Origin of the sequence: Burkholderia sp. RS01 (assembly GCF_039748055.1) — a bacterium.
Taxonomy (GTDB): domain Bacteria; phylum Actinomycetota; class Actinomycetes; order Actinomycetales; family Micrococcaceae; genus Arthrobacter.
Window position 1 is genome coordinate 17,912 of sequence record NZ_JBDLAK010000010.1, and the last position, 16,760, is coordinate 34,671.

Annotated in this window: 16 protein-coding genes, 1 tRNA gene and 1 riboswitch; of the genes, 6 read left to right on the top strand and 11 right to left on the bottom strand. The window is 69.1% G+C overall.

The features are described 5' to 3' along the window. Positions 1–38: 38 nt before the first annotated feature. Positions 39–201, top strand: a riboswitch (cyclic di-AMP (ydaO/yuaA leader). A 5-nt stretch (positions 202–206) separates the two neighbouring features. The 4 genes from ABFP37_RS10850 to ABFP37_RS10865 all read left to right on the top strand — a co-directional run bounded on the left by ABFP37_RS10850 (position 207) and on the right by ABFP37_RS10865 (position 6,866). Next, positions 207–989 (top strand): hypothetical protein, encoded by a 783-nt coding sequence (locus ABFP37_RS10850; RefSeq protein WP_347033591.1) that lies wholly within the window; start codon positions 207–209, stop codon positions 987–989. Between the two features lie 245 nt (positions 990–1,234). Continuing rightward, the gene (locus ABFP37_RS10855; RefSeq protein WP_347033592.1) at positions 1,235–2,680 is read left to right on the top strand and encodes a bifunctional glycosyltransferase family 2/GtrA family protein; all 1,446 of its coding nucleotides are present in this window, start codon (positions 1,235–1,237) and stop codon (positions 2,678–2,680) included. Continuing rightward, a complete protein-coding gene (locus ABFP37_RS10860) occupies positions 2,681–4,792 on the top strand; it encodes a glycosyltransferase family 39 protein (RefSeq protein WP_347033593.1) in 2,112 nt (703 codons plus the stop codon). A gap of 304 nt (positions 4,793–5,096) precedes the next feature. After that, on the top strand, positions 5,097–6,866 hold the full coding sequence (locus tag ABFP37_RS10865) for a glycosyltransferase family 39 protein (RefSeq protein ID WP_347033594.1): 1,770 nt from the start codon (positions 5,097–5,099) through the stop codon (positions 6,864–6,866). 152 nt (positions 6,867–7,018) lie between these two features. Here ABFP37_RS10865 and ABFP37_RS10870 read toward each other — a convergent pair whose 3' ends face one another. The 4 genes from ABFP37_RS10870 to ABFP37_RS10885 all read right to left on the bottom strand — a co-directional run bounded on the left by ABFP37_RS10870 (position 7,019) and on the right by ABFP37_RS10885 (position 9,644). Then, on the bottom strand, positions 7,019–7,699 hold the full coding sequence (locus tag ABFP37_RS10870; RefSeq protein WP_078029914.1) for an HAD-IA family hydrolase: 681 nt from the start codon (positions 7,697–7,699) through the stop codon (positions 7,019–7,021). 76 nt (positions 7,700–7,775) lie between these two features. Next, positions 7,776–8,150, bottom strand: coding sequence for a VOC family protein (locus ABFP37_RS10875; protein WP_078029913.1), 375 nt, complete (start codon positions 8,148–8,150; stop codon positions 7,776–7,778). A 48-nt stretch (positions 8,151–8,198) separates the two neighbouring features. Then, complete coding sequence (upp, locus tag ABFP37_RS10880) at positions 8,199–8,834, bottom strand: uracil phosphoribosyltransferase (protein WP_078029912.1); 636 nt, start codon at positions 8,832–8,834, stop codon at positions 8,199–8,201. A 12-nt stretch (positions 8,835–8,846) separates the two neighbouring features. After that, positions 8,847–9,644 carry a phosphatase PAP2 family protein gene (locus tag ABFP37_RS10885; protein WP_347033595.1) on the bottom strand — a complete coding sequence of 266 codons (798 nt, stop codon included), beginning with the start codon at positions 9,642–9,644 and terminating at the stop codon, positions 8,847–8,849. A gap of 68 nt (positions 9,645–9,712) precedes the next feature. Here ABFP37_RS10885 and tadA point away from each other — a divergent pair, with 68 nt between their 5' ends. Then, positions 9,713–10,264 (top strand): tRNA adenosine(34) deaminase TadA, encoded by a 552-nt coding sequence (tadA, locus tag ABFP37_RS10890; RefSeq protein ID WP_347033596.1) that lies wholly within the window; start codon positions 9,713–9,715, stop codon positions 10,262–10,264. A gap of 24 nt (positions 10,265–10,288) precedes the next feature. Here tadA and ABFP37_RS10895 read toward each other — a convergent pair whose 3' ends face one another. Genes ABFP37_RS10895 through ABFP37_RS10910 form a run of 4 tightly spaced genes read right to left on the bottom strand, consistent with a single transcriptional unit; the run spans position 10,289 to position 14,089 of the window. Beyond that, positions 10,289–11,554 carry a crosslink repair DNA glycosylase YcaQ family protein gene (locus tag ABFP37_RS10895; RefSeq protein ID WP_347033597.1) on the bottom strand — a complete coding sequence of 422 codons (1,266 nt, stop codon included), beginning with the start codon at positions 11,552–11,554 and terminating at the stop codon, positions 10,289–10,291. Between the two features lie 4 nt (positions 11,555–11,558). Further along, a complete protein-coding gene (locus ABFP37_RS10900; protein ID WP_347033598.1) occupies positions 11,559–12,671 on the bottom strand; it encodes a glycosyltransferase family 4 protein in 1,113 nt (370 codons plus the stop codon). A 7-nt stretch (positions 12,672–12,678) separates the two neighbouring features. Then, positions 12,679–13,077: a 6-carboxytetrahydropterin synthase gene (locus tag ABFP37_RS10905; protein ID WP_078029909.1), complete on the bottom strand. Its 399-nt coding sequence runs from the start codon at positions 13,075–13,077 to the stop codon at positions 12,679–12,681. A 4-nt stretch (positions 13,078–13,081) separates the two neighbouring features. Then, positions 13,082–14,089, bottom strand: coding sequence for a dehydrogenase (locus tag ABFP37_RS10910; protein ID WP_347033599.1), 1,008 nt, complete (start codon positions 14,087–14,089; stop codon positions 13,082–13,084). Between the two features lie 126 nt (positions 14,090–14,215). Here ABFP37_RS10910 and ABFP37_RS10915 point away from each other — a divergent pair. After that, a tRNA-Ser gene (locus ABFP37_RS10915) sits at positions 14,216–14,305 on the top strand. A gap of 136 nt (positions 14,306–14,441) precedes the next feature. Here ABFP37_RS10915 and ABFP37_RS10920 read toward each other — a convergent pair. The 3 genes from ABFP37_RS10920 to ABFP37_RS10930 all read right to left on the bottom strand — a co-directional run bounded on the left by ABFP37_RS10920 (position 14,442) and on the right by ABFP37_RS10930 (position 16,575). Further along, positions 14,442–15,047 carry a dihydrofolate reductase family protein gene (locus ABFP37_RS10920; protein WP_078029907.1) on the bottom strand — a complete coding sequence of 202 codons (606 nt, stop codon included), beginning with the start codon at positions 15,045–15,047 and terminating at the stop codon, positions 14,442–14,444. A gap of 234 nt (positions 15,048–15,281) precedes the next feature. Then, a complete protein-coding gene (locus ABFP37_RS10925; protein WP_347033600.1) occupies positions 15,282–16,058 on the bottom strand; it encodes a type 1 glutamine amidotransferase domain-containing protein in 777 nt (258 codons plus the stop codon). 178 nt (positions 16,059–16,236) lie between these two features. After that, a complete protein-coding gene (locus ABFP37_RS10930; RefSeq protein WP_347033601.1) occupies positions 16,237–16,575 on the bottom strand; it encodes a hypothetical protein in 339 nt (112 codons plus the stop codon). Positions 16,576–16,760 lie beyond the last annotated feature (185 nt).

Consider the following 16,760-nt stretch of genomic DNA (forward strand, 5'->3'; position numbering starts at 1 on the left):
GCTCCCGTTAGGGCAGCACTTCCGGATGGACGCCCAGCTCTGCCGCTTTCCCGGATTCCGCATGACCAGGCAGAGGCGGGGGAACCAGAGTCCCGGGCTTTTCGCATCAGCCCTTGGGGTGAAGCCGACACGTGAATTTCCGTGCGGCCGGATGACCTCATCCGAACCCGACAGCTAACTCCGCAGGTGTTGAGAGGCAATCCACCATGTCTGAATTCAAGGTAAAAGCGCGCCCTGAAGGCGCTCCCAAGCAGTCCCGGCAGAAACTTTCCCGCCATCGCGCCGAGCCGGCAGCGCCCGCCACACACTGGGGCCGGATCACCGCCGGCATCCCGTCGTTCGGCCGCCGCGCAGCCGTAGTGACCACCGCCTGCGCCGTGCTCATCGGCGTCGGCGCGGCAAGCCAGGCAGCTGAGCAGTCCGCACCCCGGGCCAGCTCCGCAGCGGCGACAGCCACGGCGTCCCCCGCGCCGACGCTCAACTTCGACAAGACGCTCATCGCTGCCCTGCCCGCTCCGACCGCAGCCGCGCTGGCTCCGCAGTCCGTCGCCAAGCCGGCGGCGCCCAAGGCCGCTCCGGCGCCCGCCGCCCCCAAGGCATCCCCGGTGCCGGCCAAGGCTGCTGCTGCCCCGGCCGCCAAGGTTGCCCCGGCTCCCAAGCCCGCGGCCGCCGTCCCCGTGAACGACCCCGCCGGCGCGCAGGCCTATGCGGCCGCCAAGCTCGCTTCCTATGGCTGGGCCGCGGACCAGATGCAGTGCCTGCAGACCCTGTGGACCAAGGAGTCCGAGTGGCGCACCACCGCCACCAACGCGAGCAGCGGCGCCTACGGCGTCGTGCAGTCCCTGCCTGCCGAAAAGATGGCGAGCGCCGGGGCGGACTACCTCACCAACTACCGGACGCAGATCAACTGGGGCCTGGACTACGTCAAGGAACGCTACGGCTCCCCCTGCGGCGCGCTGAACTTCCACCTCGCCAACAACTGGTACTAACCCAGACTGTGAGCAACTGAGGGCGGCGCGCATTTCTCCACCGCTTTGAGGTTGACGAAGGGCCCCGGATCCGCGCGATCCGGGGCCCTTCGGCGTCTGTGCCAAGGCTTGCGGCCTGGAAAGTGGTGCAAAAATGCGGCACCCGGACGGCGGCCCGGGCCCTCCTGTGCGGCGGCCCGGAGTTCCACAGCCCGTGCACAGCTTCGACCTAAAACCCTCATATGGGACGCGGCCACAGTTGATGCATGACGCTCACAGACCAGGCCTCCGGATCCCAGCCGCACCCTCCGCTGCACCCCCAGCCGCATGCTCCCCGCCACGCCGCGCTGGCGTCCGGACACGGCCCGGCCCGCACGCTCACGAGGCACCCGCGGCGTTCACCCATCGATACCGACGCCGCGGTCCCCGTGCTCGACGTGACCATCCCGGTGTACAACGAGGAACGTGACCTGGAGGAGTGCCTGCGCCGGCTGCACGCATACCTTCGCGGCACCTTCCCCCATTCATTCCGCATCACCGTGGCGGACAACGCCAGCACGGACGGCACGCTCAAGGCCGCCGAGAGCGTGGCCAGGGAGCTCCGTGAGGTCTCCGTGGTGCACCTCGAGGAAAAGGGCCGCGGCAACGCCCTCCGGAAGGTGTGGCTGGCTTCGCCGTCGCCCGTCCTGGCCTATATGGACGTGGACCTCTCCACCGACCTGGCCGCCCTGGGCCCCCTCCTGGCACCGCTGATCTCCGGCCACTCCGACCTCGCCATCGGCACAAGGCTGACGCGCAATTCCCGCGTGGTCCGCGGACCCAAGCGCGAGTTCATCTCCCGCAGCTACAACCTCCTGCTCCAGTCCCTGATGGGTGCTCACTTCAGCGACGCCCAGTGCGGCTTCAAGGCCATCCGTGCCGACATCGCCCAGCAGATCCTGCCCCACACGGTGGACAACGCATGGTTCTTCGATACCGAGCTCCTGGTCCTCGCCGAGAAGTGCGGCCTCCGCGTCCACGAGGTCCCGGTGGACTGGACCGACGACCCCGACTCCAGCGTGGACATTGTCCAGACGGCCCTGGCCGATGTCCGCGGCATGGTCCGGCTCAGCAAGGACATGCTGTCCGGGCGCATCCCCGTGGCGGAGCTCCGGGCCGCCCTGACCCGCGGCCCCCTGCCCGCGGCATCCCGCAGCCAGGAGCAAAGCCCGGGCGGCAGCCTGTTCGGCCAGCTGGTGCGCTTCGGGACAATCGGCGTGGCGTCCACCTTGGCGTACCTGGTGCTCTTCTTCCTTTGCCGCAACCTCATGGACCCGCAGCTCGCCAACCTCCTGTCCCTGCTCACCACGGCCGTGGCCAACACCGCGGCAAACCGGCGCTTCACGTTCGGCATCGCCGGCGGCAGCGATGTTGCCCGCCACCACTTTGAAGGGCTGCTGGTCTTCGGGATCGGGCTGGCCCTCACCTCCGGGGCGCTCGCCTTCGTCCACGAAAGCACGACGCCGGACCGCTGGCTGGAGCTGGTGACCGTCACGGCGGCCAACCTGGCGGCCACCGCCGTGAAGTTCCTGCTGTTCAGGCTGTGGGTGTTCCGACGGCGGCAGTCGCCGCCGGAACCGACGCCTGCCGCCGCCAGCGCCACAGCCACCGCCGCCGCCGCCACCGAATCCGAGCCCTACACATCCGAGCTCCGCACAGAAGAGGCCAGGTAAATGACCGCCACCAGCCACACAGCCTCCGCCCCTGCGGTAGGCGTCAAGCACACCGACACCACGGACGCCGGAACGAGGGGCGCCGGAAATACGGACTCCGGAACCAAGGACCCCGGACAGCACGCTTCAGGGCCGGTCATGCCCGGGGCCCCCGCCTCGAATTCACGCCTCCGCTCGCTGCTGACAGGCAACCAGCCGCGCTGGGTCCGGCCTTCGGCCGCGCTGCTGCTGGCGTTCTCGGCCGTCCTGTACCTGTGGAACCTCGAGGCCACCGGATACGCGAACTCCTTCTACGCCGCGGCCGTCCAGGCAGGCACCAAGGACTGGACTGCACTGCTGTTCGGGTCGCTGGACGCAGGCAACGCGATCACGGTGGACAAGCCCCCGGCGGCCCTGTGGATTCCCGGCCTCGCGGGACGGATCTTCGGATTCTCGCCCCTCAGCGTGCTGGTGCCCCAGGCGCTCATGGGGGTGGCCGCCGTCGGGCTTTTATATCTGACGGTGAAGCGGGTGTCCGGTCCGGCCGCGGGGCTGCTCGCCGGGGCGGTGCTCGCGCTGACCCCGGTGGCCGCCCTGATGTTCCGGTTCAACAACCCGGATGCCCTCCTCACGCTGTGCCTGGTGCTCGCCGCCTTCCTCACCACCCGCGCCATTGAAAAGGCGGGCTGGAAATGGCTGGCCGCGGCCGGTGCCGTGATCGGGCTGGCGTTCCTGACCAAGATGCTCCAGGGATTCCTGATCGTGCCCGGCCTCGCTCTCGCGTACCTCTGGGCCGCACCCGCCCCGCTCGGCCGGCGGCTGCTGCACCTGCTGGCAGCGGCCGCCGGGATTGTGCTGGTGGCAGGCAGCTACATTGCCCTGTTCCAGCTCACGCCTGCCTCGGAACGTCCGTACATGGCCGGTTCGGAAGGCAACAGCTTCCTGGAGCTCACGTTCGGCTACAACGGCCTGGGCCGCATCACCGGATCGAACGGCGGCGCACCAGGAGGAGGCCTGGGCAGCGGCGGCCTGGGTGGCGGCCCCGGCGGCGGCCTGGGCGGCAACGTGGGCTTCGGCGGGGCGGCCGGGATCACCAGGATGTTCGGCGCCAGCTTTGGCGGCGAAGTGTCCTGGCTGCTTCCCTCGGCCCTGATCCTGCTCGCGGCCGGCCTCTGGTTCACCCGCCGCGAAGCCCGCCCCTCACGCACGCGGGCAGCCCTGATGCTGTGGGGCGGCTGGCTGCTGGTCACCGCGGGGATCCTGAGCTTCATGGGCGGCACGGTCCACCCGTACTACGCCGTCGCCCTGGCCCCGGCCATCGCCGCCCTGATTGGCATCGGCTCCGTCGAGCTGTGGCGCGGGCGCGGCTACTGGCCCGCGCGGATCGTCCTGGCCGCCGCTGTCCTGGCCGGCTCGGTCTGGTCCGCAGTGCTCCTGGGCCGGGACGCTTCCTGGCTGCCGTGGATCAGGATCGCGGCCGTGGTCCTGGGCGTTCTGGCCGCGGCAGCGCTGCTGGTCCGGCTCGACAGCCACCACGCTGTTCCGGCACGGTTCCGGCGGGCGGCAGCGGCCGGCGTCGTGGCGCTTTCGCTGCTCGCCGGGGGGCTCGGCAGCACGGCCTGGACCTTTGCCACCGCTTCCCAGCCCCATTCCGGTTCCATCCCGACGTCGGGCCCCACCGCGTCCGCCATGGGCGGCCCCGGCGGGCAAATCGGCAGGCTTGGCGGCGCGGACGGCCAGGCTGGCGGCGCGGACGGCGCCGCGGACGGCCAGGCTGGCAGCGCCGCTGCGCCGGACTCCGAGCTCGCCTCGCTGCTGAAGTCCAGCACGGCGAGATGGTCCGGGATCGTCTCGGGCGCCAGCCAGGCCGCGAGCCTGGAACTGGCCACAGGGACCAATGTGATTGCCCTGGGCGGCTGGAACGGCGGCGACCCCTACCCCACACTGGCGCAGTTCCAGGAAATGGTGGCCAACGGCGAGATCGGCTACTTCATCTCCGGCGGAGGCATGGGTGGTGGCGGCATGGGTGGCGGCGGCCCCCGCCGAGGAAACTCCGAGGTGGCCACGTGGGTGGCCGCCAACTTCGAGGCCCAGACCGTGGGCAATTCCACCGTGTACAAGCTGAGCAAGTAGGCAACCATGACCAACACCATTCCCCCTGGCACCCGGCACCCCGAGCCGCCGGGTTCCGCCCCCGCCCAGCCGATCGGCTCACGCCCCGCCGCACACCGGTCCGGCCAGTGGCCCGGCCGGACCCCCCGGACCGGGCGCCGACCAAGGCGGCACAGCCGTCCCGGGCACCGCCGGTCCGGGCACAGCCGTCCCGGGCACAGCCGTCCCGGGCACCGACCAAGTCGGCACAGCCGTCCCGGGCACCGCCGGTCCGGGCACAGCCGTCCCGGGCACCGCCGTCCCGGGCACCGCGGCCAGGAACACGGTGGCCGCCCTGCGGGCACGGCTGGAGCATGCCGCGCTTCTCCTGGGAACGGCTGCCCTCTACCTGTGGAACCTGGGCGCGTCCGGCTGGGCCAACGCGTTCTACTCGGCGGCGGCCCAGGCCGGCTCGCAGGACTGGACGGCGTGGTTCTTCGGCTCGTCCGACGCCGCGAACGCCATCACGGTGGACAAACCACCTGCCGCGCTGTGGATGACCGGCCTCTCCGTGCGCCTCTTCGGGCTGAACTCCTGGAGCATCCTGGTGCCGCAGGCGCTCATGGGAGTGGCCACCGTATGGATCGTGTACCTTGCCGTGCGCCGTGCAGCGGTCCCGGCCACCGGCGATGGCCGGCTGGCCCACCTCGGCGGCCTGCTGGCGGGAGCCGTGATGGCACTCACGCCGGTGGCGGTCCTGATGTTCCGCTTCAACAACCCCGACGCCCTGCTGGTGCTGCTCATGACGGCGGCCGCGTACGCCGTGCTGCGCGCCATCCAGGACGCGACCTTCCGCTGGCTCCTGCTCGCCGGCGTGCTGCTCGGCTTCGGATTCCTCACCAAGCAGCTCCAGGTCCTGCTGGTAGTGCCGGGCCTGGCCGCCGCTTATCTGCTCGCGGCCCCTGCCGGGCTGGGCAAGCAGGTGCTGCACCTCACCGGCGCCGGCGCCGCCATGGTGGTGGCTGCCGGCTGGTGGCTGGCCGCCGTCGAACTCATCCCCGCGGAAAACCGCCCGTACATCGGCGGCTCGCAGACCAACTCCATCCTGGAACTGACGCTGGGCTACAACGGCCTGGGCCGGCTCAGCGGCGACGAGACCGGCAGCGTGGGCGGCGGAGGCGGCTGGGGAACGCCGGGGCTGCTGCGGCTGTTCAACAGCGAGTTCGGCGGCCAGATCGCGTGGCTCCTCCCCTCCGTCCTGATCCTGGCCTGCGCGCTGGTGTGGATCGGCCGGCAGGCACCGCGAACGGACGCTGTCCGTGCTTCCGTGGTCATCTGGGGCCTGTGGGTGCTGGTCACCGGCCTCACCTTCAGCTTCATGGCCGGGATCATCCCTCCCTACTACATGGTGGCGCTGGCGCCCGGGATCGCGGGCCTGGCCGGTCTGGGCGGGATTCTGCTGTGGCAGCGGCGCGACCGTCCCGCCGCCGCGCTGCCGCTGGCCGCTGCGGTGGCGGCCGCGGGCAGCATGGCGCTCCAGCTGCTGGGCAGGTCTCCGGCCTACCTCCCGTGGCTGCGCTGGGCCGCGCTGATGGGCGCACTCGCCGCGGCTGTCCTGCTCCTCGCAGCAGCCGTCCGGGGCGCGCGGCCCGGCGCCGCACCTGCCGGGACGGCACAGCCGGGAACGTTGCAGGTGGGGAAGACGCTGCATCGCACGACGGCGGCACTGGCCGTCGCGGCGGTCCTCGCCGCGCCGCTGGCGTACTCCCTTAACCACCGCGGCCACAGCCCATGCCGGTGCCATTGTGAGCGCAGGGCCGTCGGTGACCGGTGCAGCGCGGGGCAATCCGGGCGGTTTTGGCTTGAGGGCACCCGGCACGCGGGGAACCGGCGCCGCGGCAGGCCTCGGGGGCGGCGGGATGGGCGGGCTCCTGGGCACCAGCACGCCGTCGTGGGTTCCAACCCCGGCCGGATACCAGCTGGCCACCGAACTTCCGGTGATGGCCATGGGAGGGTTCAACGGGACGGATCCCGCACCAACGCTGGAGCAGTTCCAGCAGCTGGTGGCCGACGGCAAGATCCATTACTTCATCGGCGGGAGCATGATGCAGGGTGAAACGGGCTCGGACGCCGCCGCCAGGATCTCAGCATGGGTGGCGGCAAACTTCCAGGCCCGGACCGTGGGCGGCGCGACAGCCTGCGACCTGTCCTGACCGGCAGGGCCGGCTGCCGCCCGCGCGTCAGAGCACGCGCGTCAGAGCACGCGCGTCAGAGTACGAAGGAAATGACCCGGCGGCCGTCGGCATCGGCCTCCACCGAAGCCGAAACCGCGGAATAGTCCGGGATGTGGAGGACGCCGTCCGGAATGACGCCGGCGTTCGGGCCCACGGCCACGGTGCGAATTCCGGCCGCAACGCCGGCGGCGATACCGGCGGGCGCGTCCTCGAAGACCACGGCCTCTTCGGGCGCCACGCCAAGGAGTTCAGCGGCGCGCAGGTAGCCTTCCGGATGTGGCTTGCCCCGGGTGACGAGGTCGGCCGTGACGGCCGTGGCCGGCATGGGCAGGCCCGCCGCGTCCATCCGGATGTCCGCCAGGATCCGGTCGGCGGACGTCACCAGTGCCACGGCGTCCCCGGGGAGGCTGCGAAGCAGATCAGCGGCCCCGGGAAGAGCCACGATGCCCTCTGTCCGTACCCGTTCCATCGCGCCGAGTTCAGCGGTGAGAGCCACCACGTCAGCACCTGCCGGGGCGAAACGCCGCACCGTGTCGCCCGCCTGGACGCCGTGGGAGGTCCGCAGAATCTCCGCGATGTCCAGGCCGTAGCGCGCGGCGAACTCACCCCACACCTGTTCCACCACCGCGGTGGAATCCACCAGGGTGCCGTCCATGTCGAACAGGACAGCGCGGGCAGTCAGGGTTGCGGCGACGGAATCGGCAGGCAGGTTCATGAATCCATCCTGCCTCACCACACACGCAGGCCGCGTGTCTGTTACTTTGGCCGCTGGAGACGTGGCCGGTGCGGACCTAGGTGGCGGACCGGGGGATGTACTGCACCGCCCACTTGTTGCCGTCGGGATCGGCGAAGTAGACGAAGTGGCCCCACGCCTGGACGTCGACGTCGCTGACGTCCACGCCGTTGGCCTTGAGCTGGCCATGGGCGGCGTGGATATCGCTGACCACCAGCTGAAGGCTCGGCGCCGTGCCGGGAGGGGCATCGTTGAGGCCCTCGCCGATGGCAATCGAGCAGCCGGAGCCCGGCGGGGTGAGCTGGACGAAGCGGATGCCGTCCATGGGCCGCTCGTCGTAGTCGGCGTTGAAGCCCACCTTGTTGACGTAGAAATCCTTGGCGCGGTCCACATCGGACACAGGGACAAACACAAGTTCGAGTTTCCAGTCCATGGTGCACAGGCTAGCCGGGCACGCTGGGTTCCGGAAGACCCGGACCGGTCAGCCGGCGATGCCGTACAGGCGGTCTCCAGCGTCGCCCAGGCCGGGCACAATGTAGGACTTCTCGTTCAGTTTCTCGTCGATGGAGGCCAGGACGATGGTGACGTTGGCGTCCGAGAGCTCTTCCTCGAGTTTGGCGAGTCCTTCCGGGGCGGCCAGCAGGCAGATGCAGGTGACATCCGAGGCGCCGCGCTTGAACAGGAACTTGATGGCCTCGCGCAGGGTGCCGCCGGTGGCCAGCATGGGGTCCAGGACGAAGATCTGCCGGTCCGTCAGGTTCTCCGGCAGGCGCTCCGCGTATGTGATGATGTCCAGGGTTTCCTCGTCCCGGGCCATGCCCAGGAAGCCGACCTCGGCGGTGGGGACCAGCTTGGTCATTCCCTCGAGCATGCCGAGGCCGGCTCGGAGAATGGGAACCACCAGCGGCGTGGGCTTGGTGAACGCGGTGCCCACGGTGGTGGAAACCGGCGTTTCGATGGTCACCGGCTGCGTGCGGACGTCGCGGGTGGCTTCATAGGCGAGGAGCGTAACAAGCTCCTCGGTCAGCTGGCGGAAAACCGGCGACGGGGTGTTCTTATCCCGCAGGACGGTGAGTTTGTGGGCGACCAGCGGATGGTCCACGACGAGTGTGCGCATGCGTCAAAACTATCATCCGGAGGCTGCCTTCCTGCCCCGGCTTCCGGCATCTCCACCGGCCTCGGGGGCCTCCTTGTCCGGCAGGTGTGCGGGGTGCTCGAAGGTGGGTGCCGGGCCTGCGTGCTCCCGGCGGCGGATCACGTGGAACAGCCTGTGGGCGAGGATCACCATGCCCACCCACGCCAGCCCGAGCAGCCAGGCGGCCATCACGTCCGTCATCCAGTGGTGGCCAAGGAACACCCTGCTCAGGCCCATGGCGATGATGAACACGGCCCCCGCCGCGACGACGCCGGCCCGGACCCAGGTCTTTTTGACCTGGAGGCACACGAGGTAGACCACCACGCCGATCACCACCGTGCTGTTGAGCGTGTGGCCGCTGGGAAATGAGGGAGAAAACTCGAAGGGAGGCACGGCATCGATGTGGTCCGGGCGGGTGCGGCCCAGGAGCGTCTTGCCCACGCTGGTGGCCGTAACGGAGACGGCGGCGGCGCCGCCCACGAGGATGAGGGGCCCCCAGCTGCGGCTGACATAAATCAGCCAGGCCACGAGGATGCTCGCCAGGATGGGCATGCCGATGCCGCCGCCAATGTTGGTGAAGGCGGTGACCGTGCTGTCCAGCCACGGAGTCCGGTACTGTTTGGCGAGTTCGAGGGCAGGTTTGTCCAGGCCGGAAACACCGTTCTGGTCCACCACGCTGTCGTACACCTCGGCTCCGAGCAGCGTCAGGGTGATCACCAGGATGCCGCCGACGATGAGCGTGATCCAGAGTGCCGCGTACGGGCCCAGCCACCGGCCGAACCGATCAGTCACCGATTTCATCATCTCTCCCGGCGAGGTGCCCTCAGAAGCTAAGTACCCTTAGAAACTATCATTGACCCATGACCCCGGCAGATCCACAACACGTCGAATGGATGGGCCTTGCCCTCGAAGAAGCCCGGCGGGCCCTGGCCACCGAGGACGTGCCCATCGGCGCCGTCGTCATCGGTCCCGACGGCACCGTGCTCGGATCGGGCCGCAACGAACGGGAGGCGCACGGGGATCCCACTGCCCACGCGGAAGTCGTGGCCATCCGTGAGGCTGCCGCCCGGCTCCGTGAGCGTTCCATCCCCGACGGCGGGCGCGGCGACGGCTGGCGGCTCGAGGACTGCACACTGGTGGTGACGCTGGAGCCGTGCGCCATGTGCGCCGGGGCTATCGTGCTGGCACGGATCCACCGGGTGGTGTTCGGGGCCTGGGACGAGAAGGCAGGCGCGGCCGGATCCGTCTTCGATATCCTCCGCGAGCGCCGGCTCAACCACTGGGTGGAGGTCTACGCGGGGGTGCAGGAGGAGGAATGCGGTGCGCTGCTGCGGGACTTCTTTAGCGCGCACCGGAGCGGCGACGCCGGGCGCCCGCCTGGCGGATCAGCGGATCCTTCGCCGGTGGCGTAGCGGGCGGCTCAGCGGCCGGGCGGCTCAGCGGCCGGCCTGGCCGCTGGCGGCGTCCAGCGCGTCGATCCGTTCCTGCCGTGAGGCCACCGCATCCAGGCTGAAGGACCGGAAATCACCCAGGTCCTCCTGGATCCAGGCCTCCACCTCGGCGATGCGCTGCTCCGCGGCGGGCGTGGGGCCATCGAAGAGCCAGTACGCGATCCTGGCCCTGCCCGGATCGTACTGCCACAGCCCGATGATCCTGCCGCGGTCCAGGATCGGGTGGTCCGGCAGGTCGGCCTGCAGCGCAAGGGTGGAGTTCAGCACCTTCCTGCCTTTGTCCGCCTCCGCGAACAGGTCGGCGGAGTTCCGCCGCTGCAGGACGAGCGAGTCGGTTCCGGCCAGCAACTGGATCTGTTCCTCCTCCGGCGGCGCAAACACCGCGAGGCGTTCGACGTCGTCGGGCAGCATCCACAGCACGTCGCCGCCGGCGGTGGGCTGCTCCACGGCTCCGACCTCGGCCAGCGCGGCCTTGCTGTGGGCCACTGTGAAGCCGGTGAACCACTGGGACTGTTTGAGGGTGGCGCCGCCCGTCCAGCCCAGGTACCGGCTGATCAGTTCGGTCCGGGCCTGCTCCGCGCCGAGCTTGCCGGGCGGCAGCGACCAGAGGGTGTAGGCGTAGCGCTGCTGGTCCAGGCGTCCGTTGACGGGAACCCGCCGGATCCGCCCGTCGGCCTGCAGCAGTCCCAGGGCCGTGGGCAGCGTGGTGGCCACGCCTTTCTTCTTGCCTTCCTCGCCAAGGCTCCGGACCGATTCGCCCAGCTCGTCCTTGAGCTGTTTGGGATCCATCGGGCCCTCGGCCTCCGAGAGCACATGCAGGATCTGCTCTTCAAGCAGCGTCATCTCGCCCCGGTCCACTCCCAGCCTGCCGAGCACCCTGAAGGCTTCTTCCGCGTTCTTGCCCAGGCTCAGGGCCCAGGCAAAGTCCTCCCGGCCCAGGACGTAGGTGCAGCCGCGCGCCGCGGGAAGCTCGTGGATCCTCAGGTCAAGGACGTCCTGGTCCACCCGGTCGCGGCGGATCCCGGCGCGGGCGAACAGGGTGAGGTACGGGTTGGCGCCGCCCACCGACCTCGCCCAGCCGGCCCGGGCCAACACCTCTTCCGGGGTGGCCCCGGCGAGCGTGCCGTCCAGCCCCTGCCGGTGCCAGGCCCAGGCGCGGAGCGGTTCCGGCCTCAGGTCCGCGCCGTTGAGTCCTGCCGCGCTGAGTCCCGCTGCGTTGAGGCTTCCGGAGGACGAGACGTGGATGGTCATGGGCTCATTGTCCATCAGCACGCCGTTCCGAGGAATGGCCGGGCCCAGGTGCCGGTCCGCCGATGATTTCCAGGACCTGCCGGGCGGTCGCGTCCCAGCCAGGAAGCCGGTCCCTTCCAGCGAGCGACGCCTGGCGCCACTGCGCTTGCAGCTCCGGCCCGCTGAGCCATCCGCGCAGCACCGCGGCGAGCGGTGCCGGGTCCGTGTCAAGGACGACGGCGGCCCCCGGCAGCCGGGATCCGCCGCCTTCCTGCGCGGCCAGGTCCACGGCACCCAGGTTCAGCGCTTCGACGGCGCCCGTGCCGCTGCGGACCACCACGGGAACGCCGTGCGCGAGCGACTCGGTAACCGCCATTCCGAACGCCTCAACCCTGGACACCAGCAGGCTGAGGTCGGCCGCATGCCATTGCTCTTCCAGCGTGGATCCCCTCAGTTCGCCGGCAAGCCGCACGCGGCCCTCCAGTCCGTACTCGCCCAGGGCTCCCCTGACCTCCCGCGCGTAGTCCGGGTCCGCCTCATCGGAACCGACCAGTGCTGCCGTCCATGGCAGGTCCTGCACCTGGGCGAGGGCGCCGAGGAGGAGCATCTGGTCCTTGTTTGGCAGCAAGGCAGCCACGGAGAGCAGGTGCGGCGGATTGGAACCCACGGCGGGCTCGGCTTTCTCCGTGCCGGGCAGCGCGACGTGGACCCTGGCGGCGCCGTGGCGCCGGGTGATGTCAGCGGCGGCGGAACCGCTGGTGCAGATCACGCCGGCGGCCGCGCGGAGCGCCCGGATCTCGAGTTCCGGATGGTCGATCAGCGGCATGTGCAGCAGGATCCACGGGCGTTGCCCGCCCTCAACGGCCGCTTCCAGTGCGTCAGGAGCGCCGGAGGCGATGAGCCCGTCCACGATTGTGACTGCATCACCGTTTCCGGTTCCCCGGGCCAGCAGGCCAGCCAGCCGCCGTCGTTCTTCAGTGTTGCCTACCGGCCATGTACCCTCCACCGGTTCCACGTCCACTCTGACGCCCAGCTGCGAGAGTCCGCGCGCCAGGGCCGCGTTGTAGACGTTGCCGCCCGAGTTGTGGCGGATGTTGCCGGGGACGAGCAGCCGGACCGCGGACGGGCGGGGTTGCATGATGCGGCTAACCGCGGGAGAGGTCGAGGGCGAAGGAGGCCCAGGCGTCCGGGTTTTCCCGCAGGGTGACGTCCAGGCCGGCCAGTTCGCGGCCGTCGCCGTCTTCACGGAGCCGCCCCGCCACGGCCTCCGCGATGTACTGCGCCAGTGCCTCGGTAGTGCTGAGCTTGCCGGCGAAATCCGGGTGATCGTCCAGGTTGCGGTAGTTGAGCCCGGCGAGCACCTCCTCGAGGATGCCGCCGGCCGCGCCGATGTCCAGGACGATGGCGTCGTCGTTGAGGGCCCGACGGCGGAAGGTCACCTCCGCCACAAACGTGGCCCCGTGCAGGGCCTGGGCGGGCCCGAACGCCTCCCGGGGAAGGCTGTGGGCGATCATGAAGTGGCGGCGGACGGTCAGGCTGAACACTGGTTTACCTCATGGTTTCTGTGGTCGGGTATTCGATGACGTGGCACAGCGCCTCCAGGGTGCCGTCCGAAAGCTGCCGGACGACGTCGGGCAGTTCCGTGAACGCGGAGCTGCCCGTGAGGAAGGCGTCGAAGACCGGGTCCTTCAGCAGGCCCGCCGCGGTCTCCAGTCGGTCTGCGTTGGTGCGGCGGTGCCGGCGCGCCCTGGCGACGGCTCCCACCTGGCTCGCGCGGATGGACAGCCGGCGGGCGTGGAAGTCCTCCCCCAACGGCAGGCTGACCCGCCGGTCCGCGTACCAGGACATCTCGATGATCTCGCCTTCGTCCCCGACCAGCTTGAGGCTGCGTTCCAGGCCGCCTTCCGAGGCGGAGCAATGGAAGACGATGTCGCAGTCCGGAAGGGCGTCATCCGGGTGCGCGAAGTCGACGCCCAGGGCATCGGCCAGTTCCTTGCGTGCGGGTTCCAAATCGACGAGCTGGAGCCTCGCCAGCGGAAAGGTCCGCAGCAGCGTGGCCACCATGCCGCCCACCAGTCCGGCGCCGATCACCGCGATGCGGTCACCGAGCCTCGGCCCCGCCTCCCAAAGCGCGTTGACGGCGGTTTCCACCGTGCCGGTGAGCACCGCGCGGCGGGGCGGCACGCCGTCGGGAATCCGGGTGAGCGAGGCGAGCGGGACGACGTACCGGTCCTGGTGCGGATGCAGGCAGAACACCGGCTGGCCTGCCCAGTCCTCCGGACCTTCCTCGACAATGCCCACGGAAAGGTACCCGAACTTCACCGGCCAGGGAAAGACGCCTTCCTGGTGCGGGGCCCGCATCTGCTCTGCTACGCAGGGCGGAACGGACGCATGGTGAACCACGAGTTCGGTGCCCTTGCTGATTCCGGAGTACAGCGTCCGGACCAGCGCCTCCCCGGGGCCCGGCGCGGGCAGCTCCTCGGCGCGGAGCTCGCCCTGGTTGGGGCCGACGGTCCAATAGGCGGTTGCTTCTGCAGGCTGCTGGGAAATACTCATCTTGCTGATGAATCTAGTGCCCCGGCCGCGCGAGCGCGAAGAACCGGGCCGGCACGGGCCGCGTGGCGGACCCCGGAGAGCGCCGTTTTGTGGATGCGCGCCTTGCTCCGGTACCCTATACAGGTTGGTGACGTGTCCGAGCGGCCGAAGGTGCAACACTCGAAATGTTGTTTGGTGTCAAAGCCAACGTGGGTTCAAATCCCACCGTCACCGCCAAATGGCAAGGCCCCCGCTTCCCTTATCTACAAAGGGAGCGGGGGTTTTGTTTTGCCCAGGAATAGGCCCATTGGCAATGCTTTTCCTACGGCGTGCCCGCCCAGCCGCTAAGTTTGCGCCGGAAGCGCCTACGGAGTTAGCTGACGCGGCGATAGCGGATGTGGGTGGCCAGCGGTGAGTGAAGCACCTCGGCGGGTTCGAAACCGAAGGATTCAACCCCGTCGAAAATGCGCTCGCCCGCACCGAGCAGGACCGGTGCGATGTCTAGGGTGAGTTCGTCGATGACGCCGGCGATCAGTGCCTGTCGGACGGTCGAAGCCCCGCCGGCGATGTCCACGCCTTTGTCCCCCGCGGCCTGGCAGGCTGCGGCGTAGGCCGCGTCGAAGCCCTCGGTGACGAAGTGGAAGGTCGTCCCGCCGTCCATCTGAATCGGGTCATGTTCGAAACGCGTCAGCACGAACACCGGCGCGTGGTACGGCGGTTCGGCTCCCCACCACCCGGTCCATTCCTCATCCCAGTCCCCGCGGACCGGGCCGAACATGTTCCGACCCATCACATACGCACCCCGCGGGCGCATGAGCCACTCACTCGCGACCTTGTCGGCATCGTTGGCTCGCGGGTCGCCGATGTGCCAGCGGTGCAGCTCCAGCCCCCGCTTGCCCAGGGGGGCCTCGCGGCTCTGGTCCGGACCGGCGACGAAGCCGTCCAGCGAGATCGACATGTGGCAGGTGGTGTCCGGCATAGCGAGTCTCCTGAGTGATTGCGACTTGCATCGGTCGCGTGATTCTGGGGAGCCTAGCACGTGATGGCATCCCCGCCGACCCCATCCGGCCGCTGGTCGCCGGTTCAAATCCCATCGTCTCCACGAATGAGAAAGGCCCTGCTTCCCTTGTTAACCAAGGGAAGCAGGGCCTTCTGCTTTGTCTGGGACGTACCCGTTGTCGGGGCGGCCGCCAGTTTCAGTGCGCTGTTGGTATTAGTGCTCCGCGTCCGCGGCAGCCTTCTTGGCGTTCTTCTCGGCGTCCTTCTCGGCGCGCAGAGCCTCCGTCTCGTGCTGTTCCTCGGCTTTTTCCTGGTGGATGACCTGTGCGAAGAGCTTCTCCATCTCCTTGGCCACGCCGGCGGCTGAGGCCGGGTTCTGGCCGGTCACCAGCCGCTCGTCAACCACGACCTTCTCCTCAAAGACGCCAGCGGAGACGTGGGTGGCGCCCTGTTCCTCAAGTCGGTCTGCCAGAAAGAACGGGATGACCTTGTCCTTCCCTGCGGCGACCTCCTCGTCGTTGGTGAAGGCGGCCACCTTCCGGCCCTCGACGAGGCGGAACCCGTTCGCCAGTTCCACGTTCACCAAGCCAGCCGGTCCGTGGCAGACCGCGCCCACCAAGCCGCCGGCGTTGTAGACGCTGGCCACCAGATTCTGCAGGCCTTCGCTGTCAGGGAAGTCCCACATGGTGCCGTGGCCGCCCACGAGGAAGACGGCATCGTACTGTTCGGGATCAACGACGTCGACGCGGGCAGTGTTGTAGAGGCCGGCGCGCGTGGTCTCGTCCTCCGTGAAGGCGACCTGGATGGGATCTTCTGAGTCCACCTCGTCGCGCGGGGGCTGGCCGCCCTTGATGGACGCAAAGTCGACGAAATGCCCGGAATCCTTGAAAACCTTCCAGGGATGTGCAGCTTCGGCCACGTTGTAGCCGGTCTTCTCTCCGGTATCGCCGATCTCGGAAACGCTGGTCAGTACCATGAGGATTTTCTTCATGAAGTGTTCCTTTCGTCTAGCTTCCACCCTACGCCCGGCCCGATTCGGGCCCTTTCTCCCCGTCTGAGACGGCGGTGGACGTCTGCGCCTCGAATAGCCGCGAGGCCCCTGCTTCCTTTTGTTTACAACGGAAGCAGGGGCCTTTGCTTTGTTGCGGGTCCGTTTCTTCGCTCCGGCGCTACATTGCGGCGGGGTGCTGGTCTCCCTTGTGTCCGCGCAGATTTTCCTGGACCTTGCCGAACAGGTCCTTGATGGTGGATTCGGTGTTGGTGAGCATGTCCGGCTGGACATAGACGTTCTGGGTCGGGGACACCGTGTAGGTGGTCTGGAGGCCGCCGCTGCTGTCCACTCCTTCCAAAGCGATGGTCACTCCGGCGTCCTTCCGGGCGATCGCGCCGATCCGTCCGAACACCAGGGTGGCCTCATCGGGCTGAAAGCTGACCGTGAGTCCGATGTGCGTCCGGTTGAGGTCTGTGGCCGCCACAGCCTTCTCGTTGCCGGTGCCTTCGTAATTCATGACTACTCCTTGCGTGAGAGAAATCGACTTACGCCATGAGTCTATGGCCGGCCTGTTAACGCCGCATAGGCGGCTCTTGAACCCGGTACCGGAAGCGAGGGGCGGTCCCGCACCTCAGGCACGCACCGGCGCGTCCACGGTGCGTTGAGAAGGCCCCAGTGTCTTCGAGAAGGCATTGAGTAGAC

Excerpts from the sequence above, each read along its gene's own strand:
- ABFP37_RS10875 (WP_078029913.1), bottom strand. The coding sequence starts at position 8,150 with ATGGACTGGAAACTCGAACTTGTGTTTGTCCCTGTGTCCGATGTGGAC.
- ABFP37_RS10900 (WP_347033598.1), bottom strand. The coding sequence starts at position 12,671 with ATGCAACCCCGCCCGTCCGCGGTCCGGCTGCTCGTCCCCGGCAACATC.
- ABFP37_RS10870 (WP_078029914.1), bottom strand. The coding sequence starts at position 7,699 with ATGAACCTGCCTGCCGATTCCGTCGCCGCAACCCTGACTGCCCGCGCT.
- ABFP37_RS10850 (WP_347033591.1), top strand. The coding sequence starts at position 207 with ATGTCTGAATTCAAGGTAAAAGCGCGCCCTGAAGGCGCTCCCAAGCAG.
- ABFP37_RS10925 (WP_347033600.1), bottom strand. The coding sequence starts at position 16,058 with ATGAAGAAAATCCTCATGGTACTGACCAGCGTTTCCGAGATCGGCGAT.
- ABFP37_RS10910 (WP_347033599.1), bottom strand. The coding sequence starts at position 14,089 with ATGAGTATTTCCCAGCAGCCTGCAGAAGCAACCGCCTATTGGACCGTC.
- upp (WP_078029912.1), bottom strand. The coding sequence starts at position 8,834 with ATGCGCACACTCGTCGTGGACCATCCGCTGGTCGCCCACAAACTCACC.
- ABFP37_RS10860 (WP_347033593.1), top strand. The coding sequence starts at position 2,681 with ATGACCGCCACCAGCCACACAGCCTCCGCCCCTGCGGTAGGCGTCAAG.
- ABFP37_RS10895 (WP_347033597.1), bottom strand. The coding sequence starts at position 11,554 with ATGACCATCCACGTCTCGTCCTCCGGAAGCCTCAACGCAGCGGGACTC.
- tadA (WP_347033596.1), top strand. The coding sequence starts at position 9,713 with ATGACCCCGGCAGATCCACAACACGTCGAATGGATGGGCCTTGCCCTC.
- ABFP37_RS10920 (WP_078029907.1), bottom strand. The coding sequence starts at position 15,047 with ATGCCGGACACCACCTGCCACATGTCGATCTCGCTGGACGGCTTCGTC.
- ABFP37_RS10855 (WP_347033592.1), top strand. The coding sequence starts at position 1,235 with ATGACGCTCACAGACCAGGCCTCCGGATCCCAGCCGCACCCTCCGCTG.
- ABFP37_RS10930 (WP_347033601.1), bottom strand. The coding sequence starts at position 16,575 with ATGAATTACGAAGGCACCGGCAACGAGAAGGCTGTGGCGGCCACAGAC.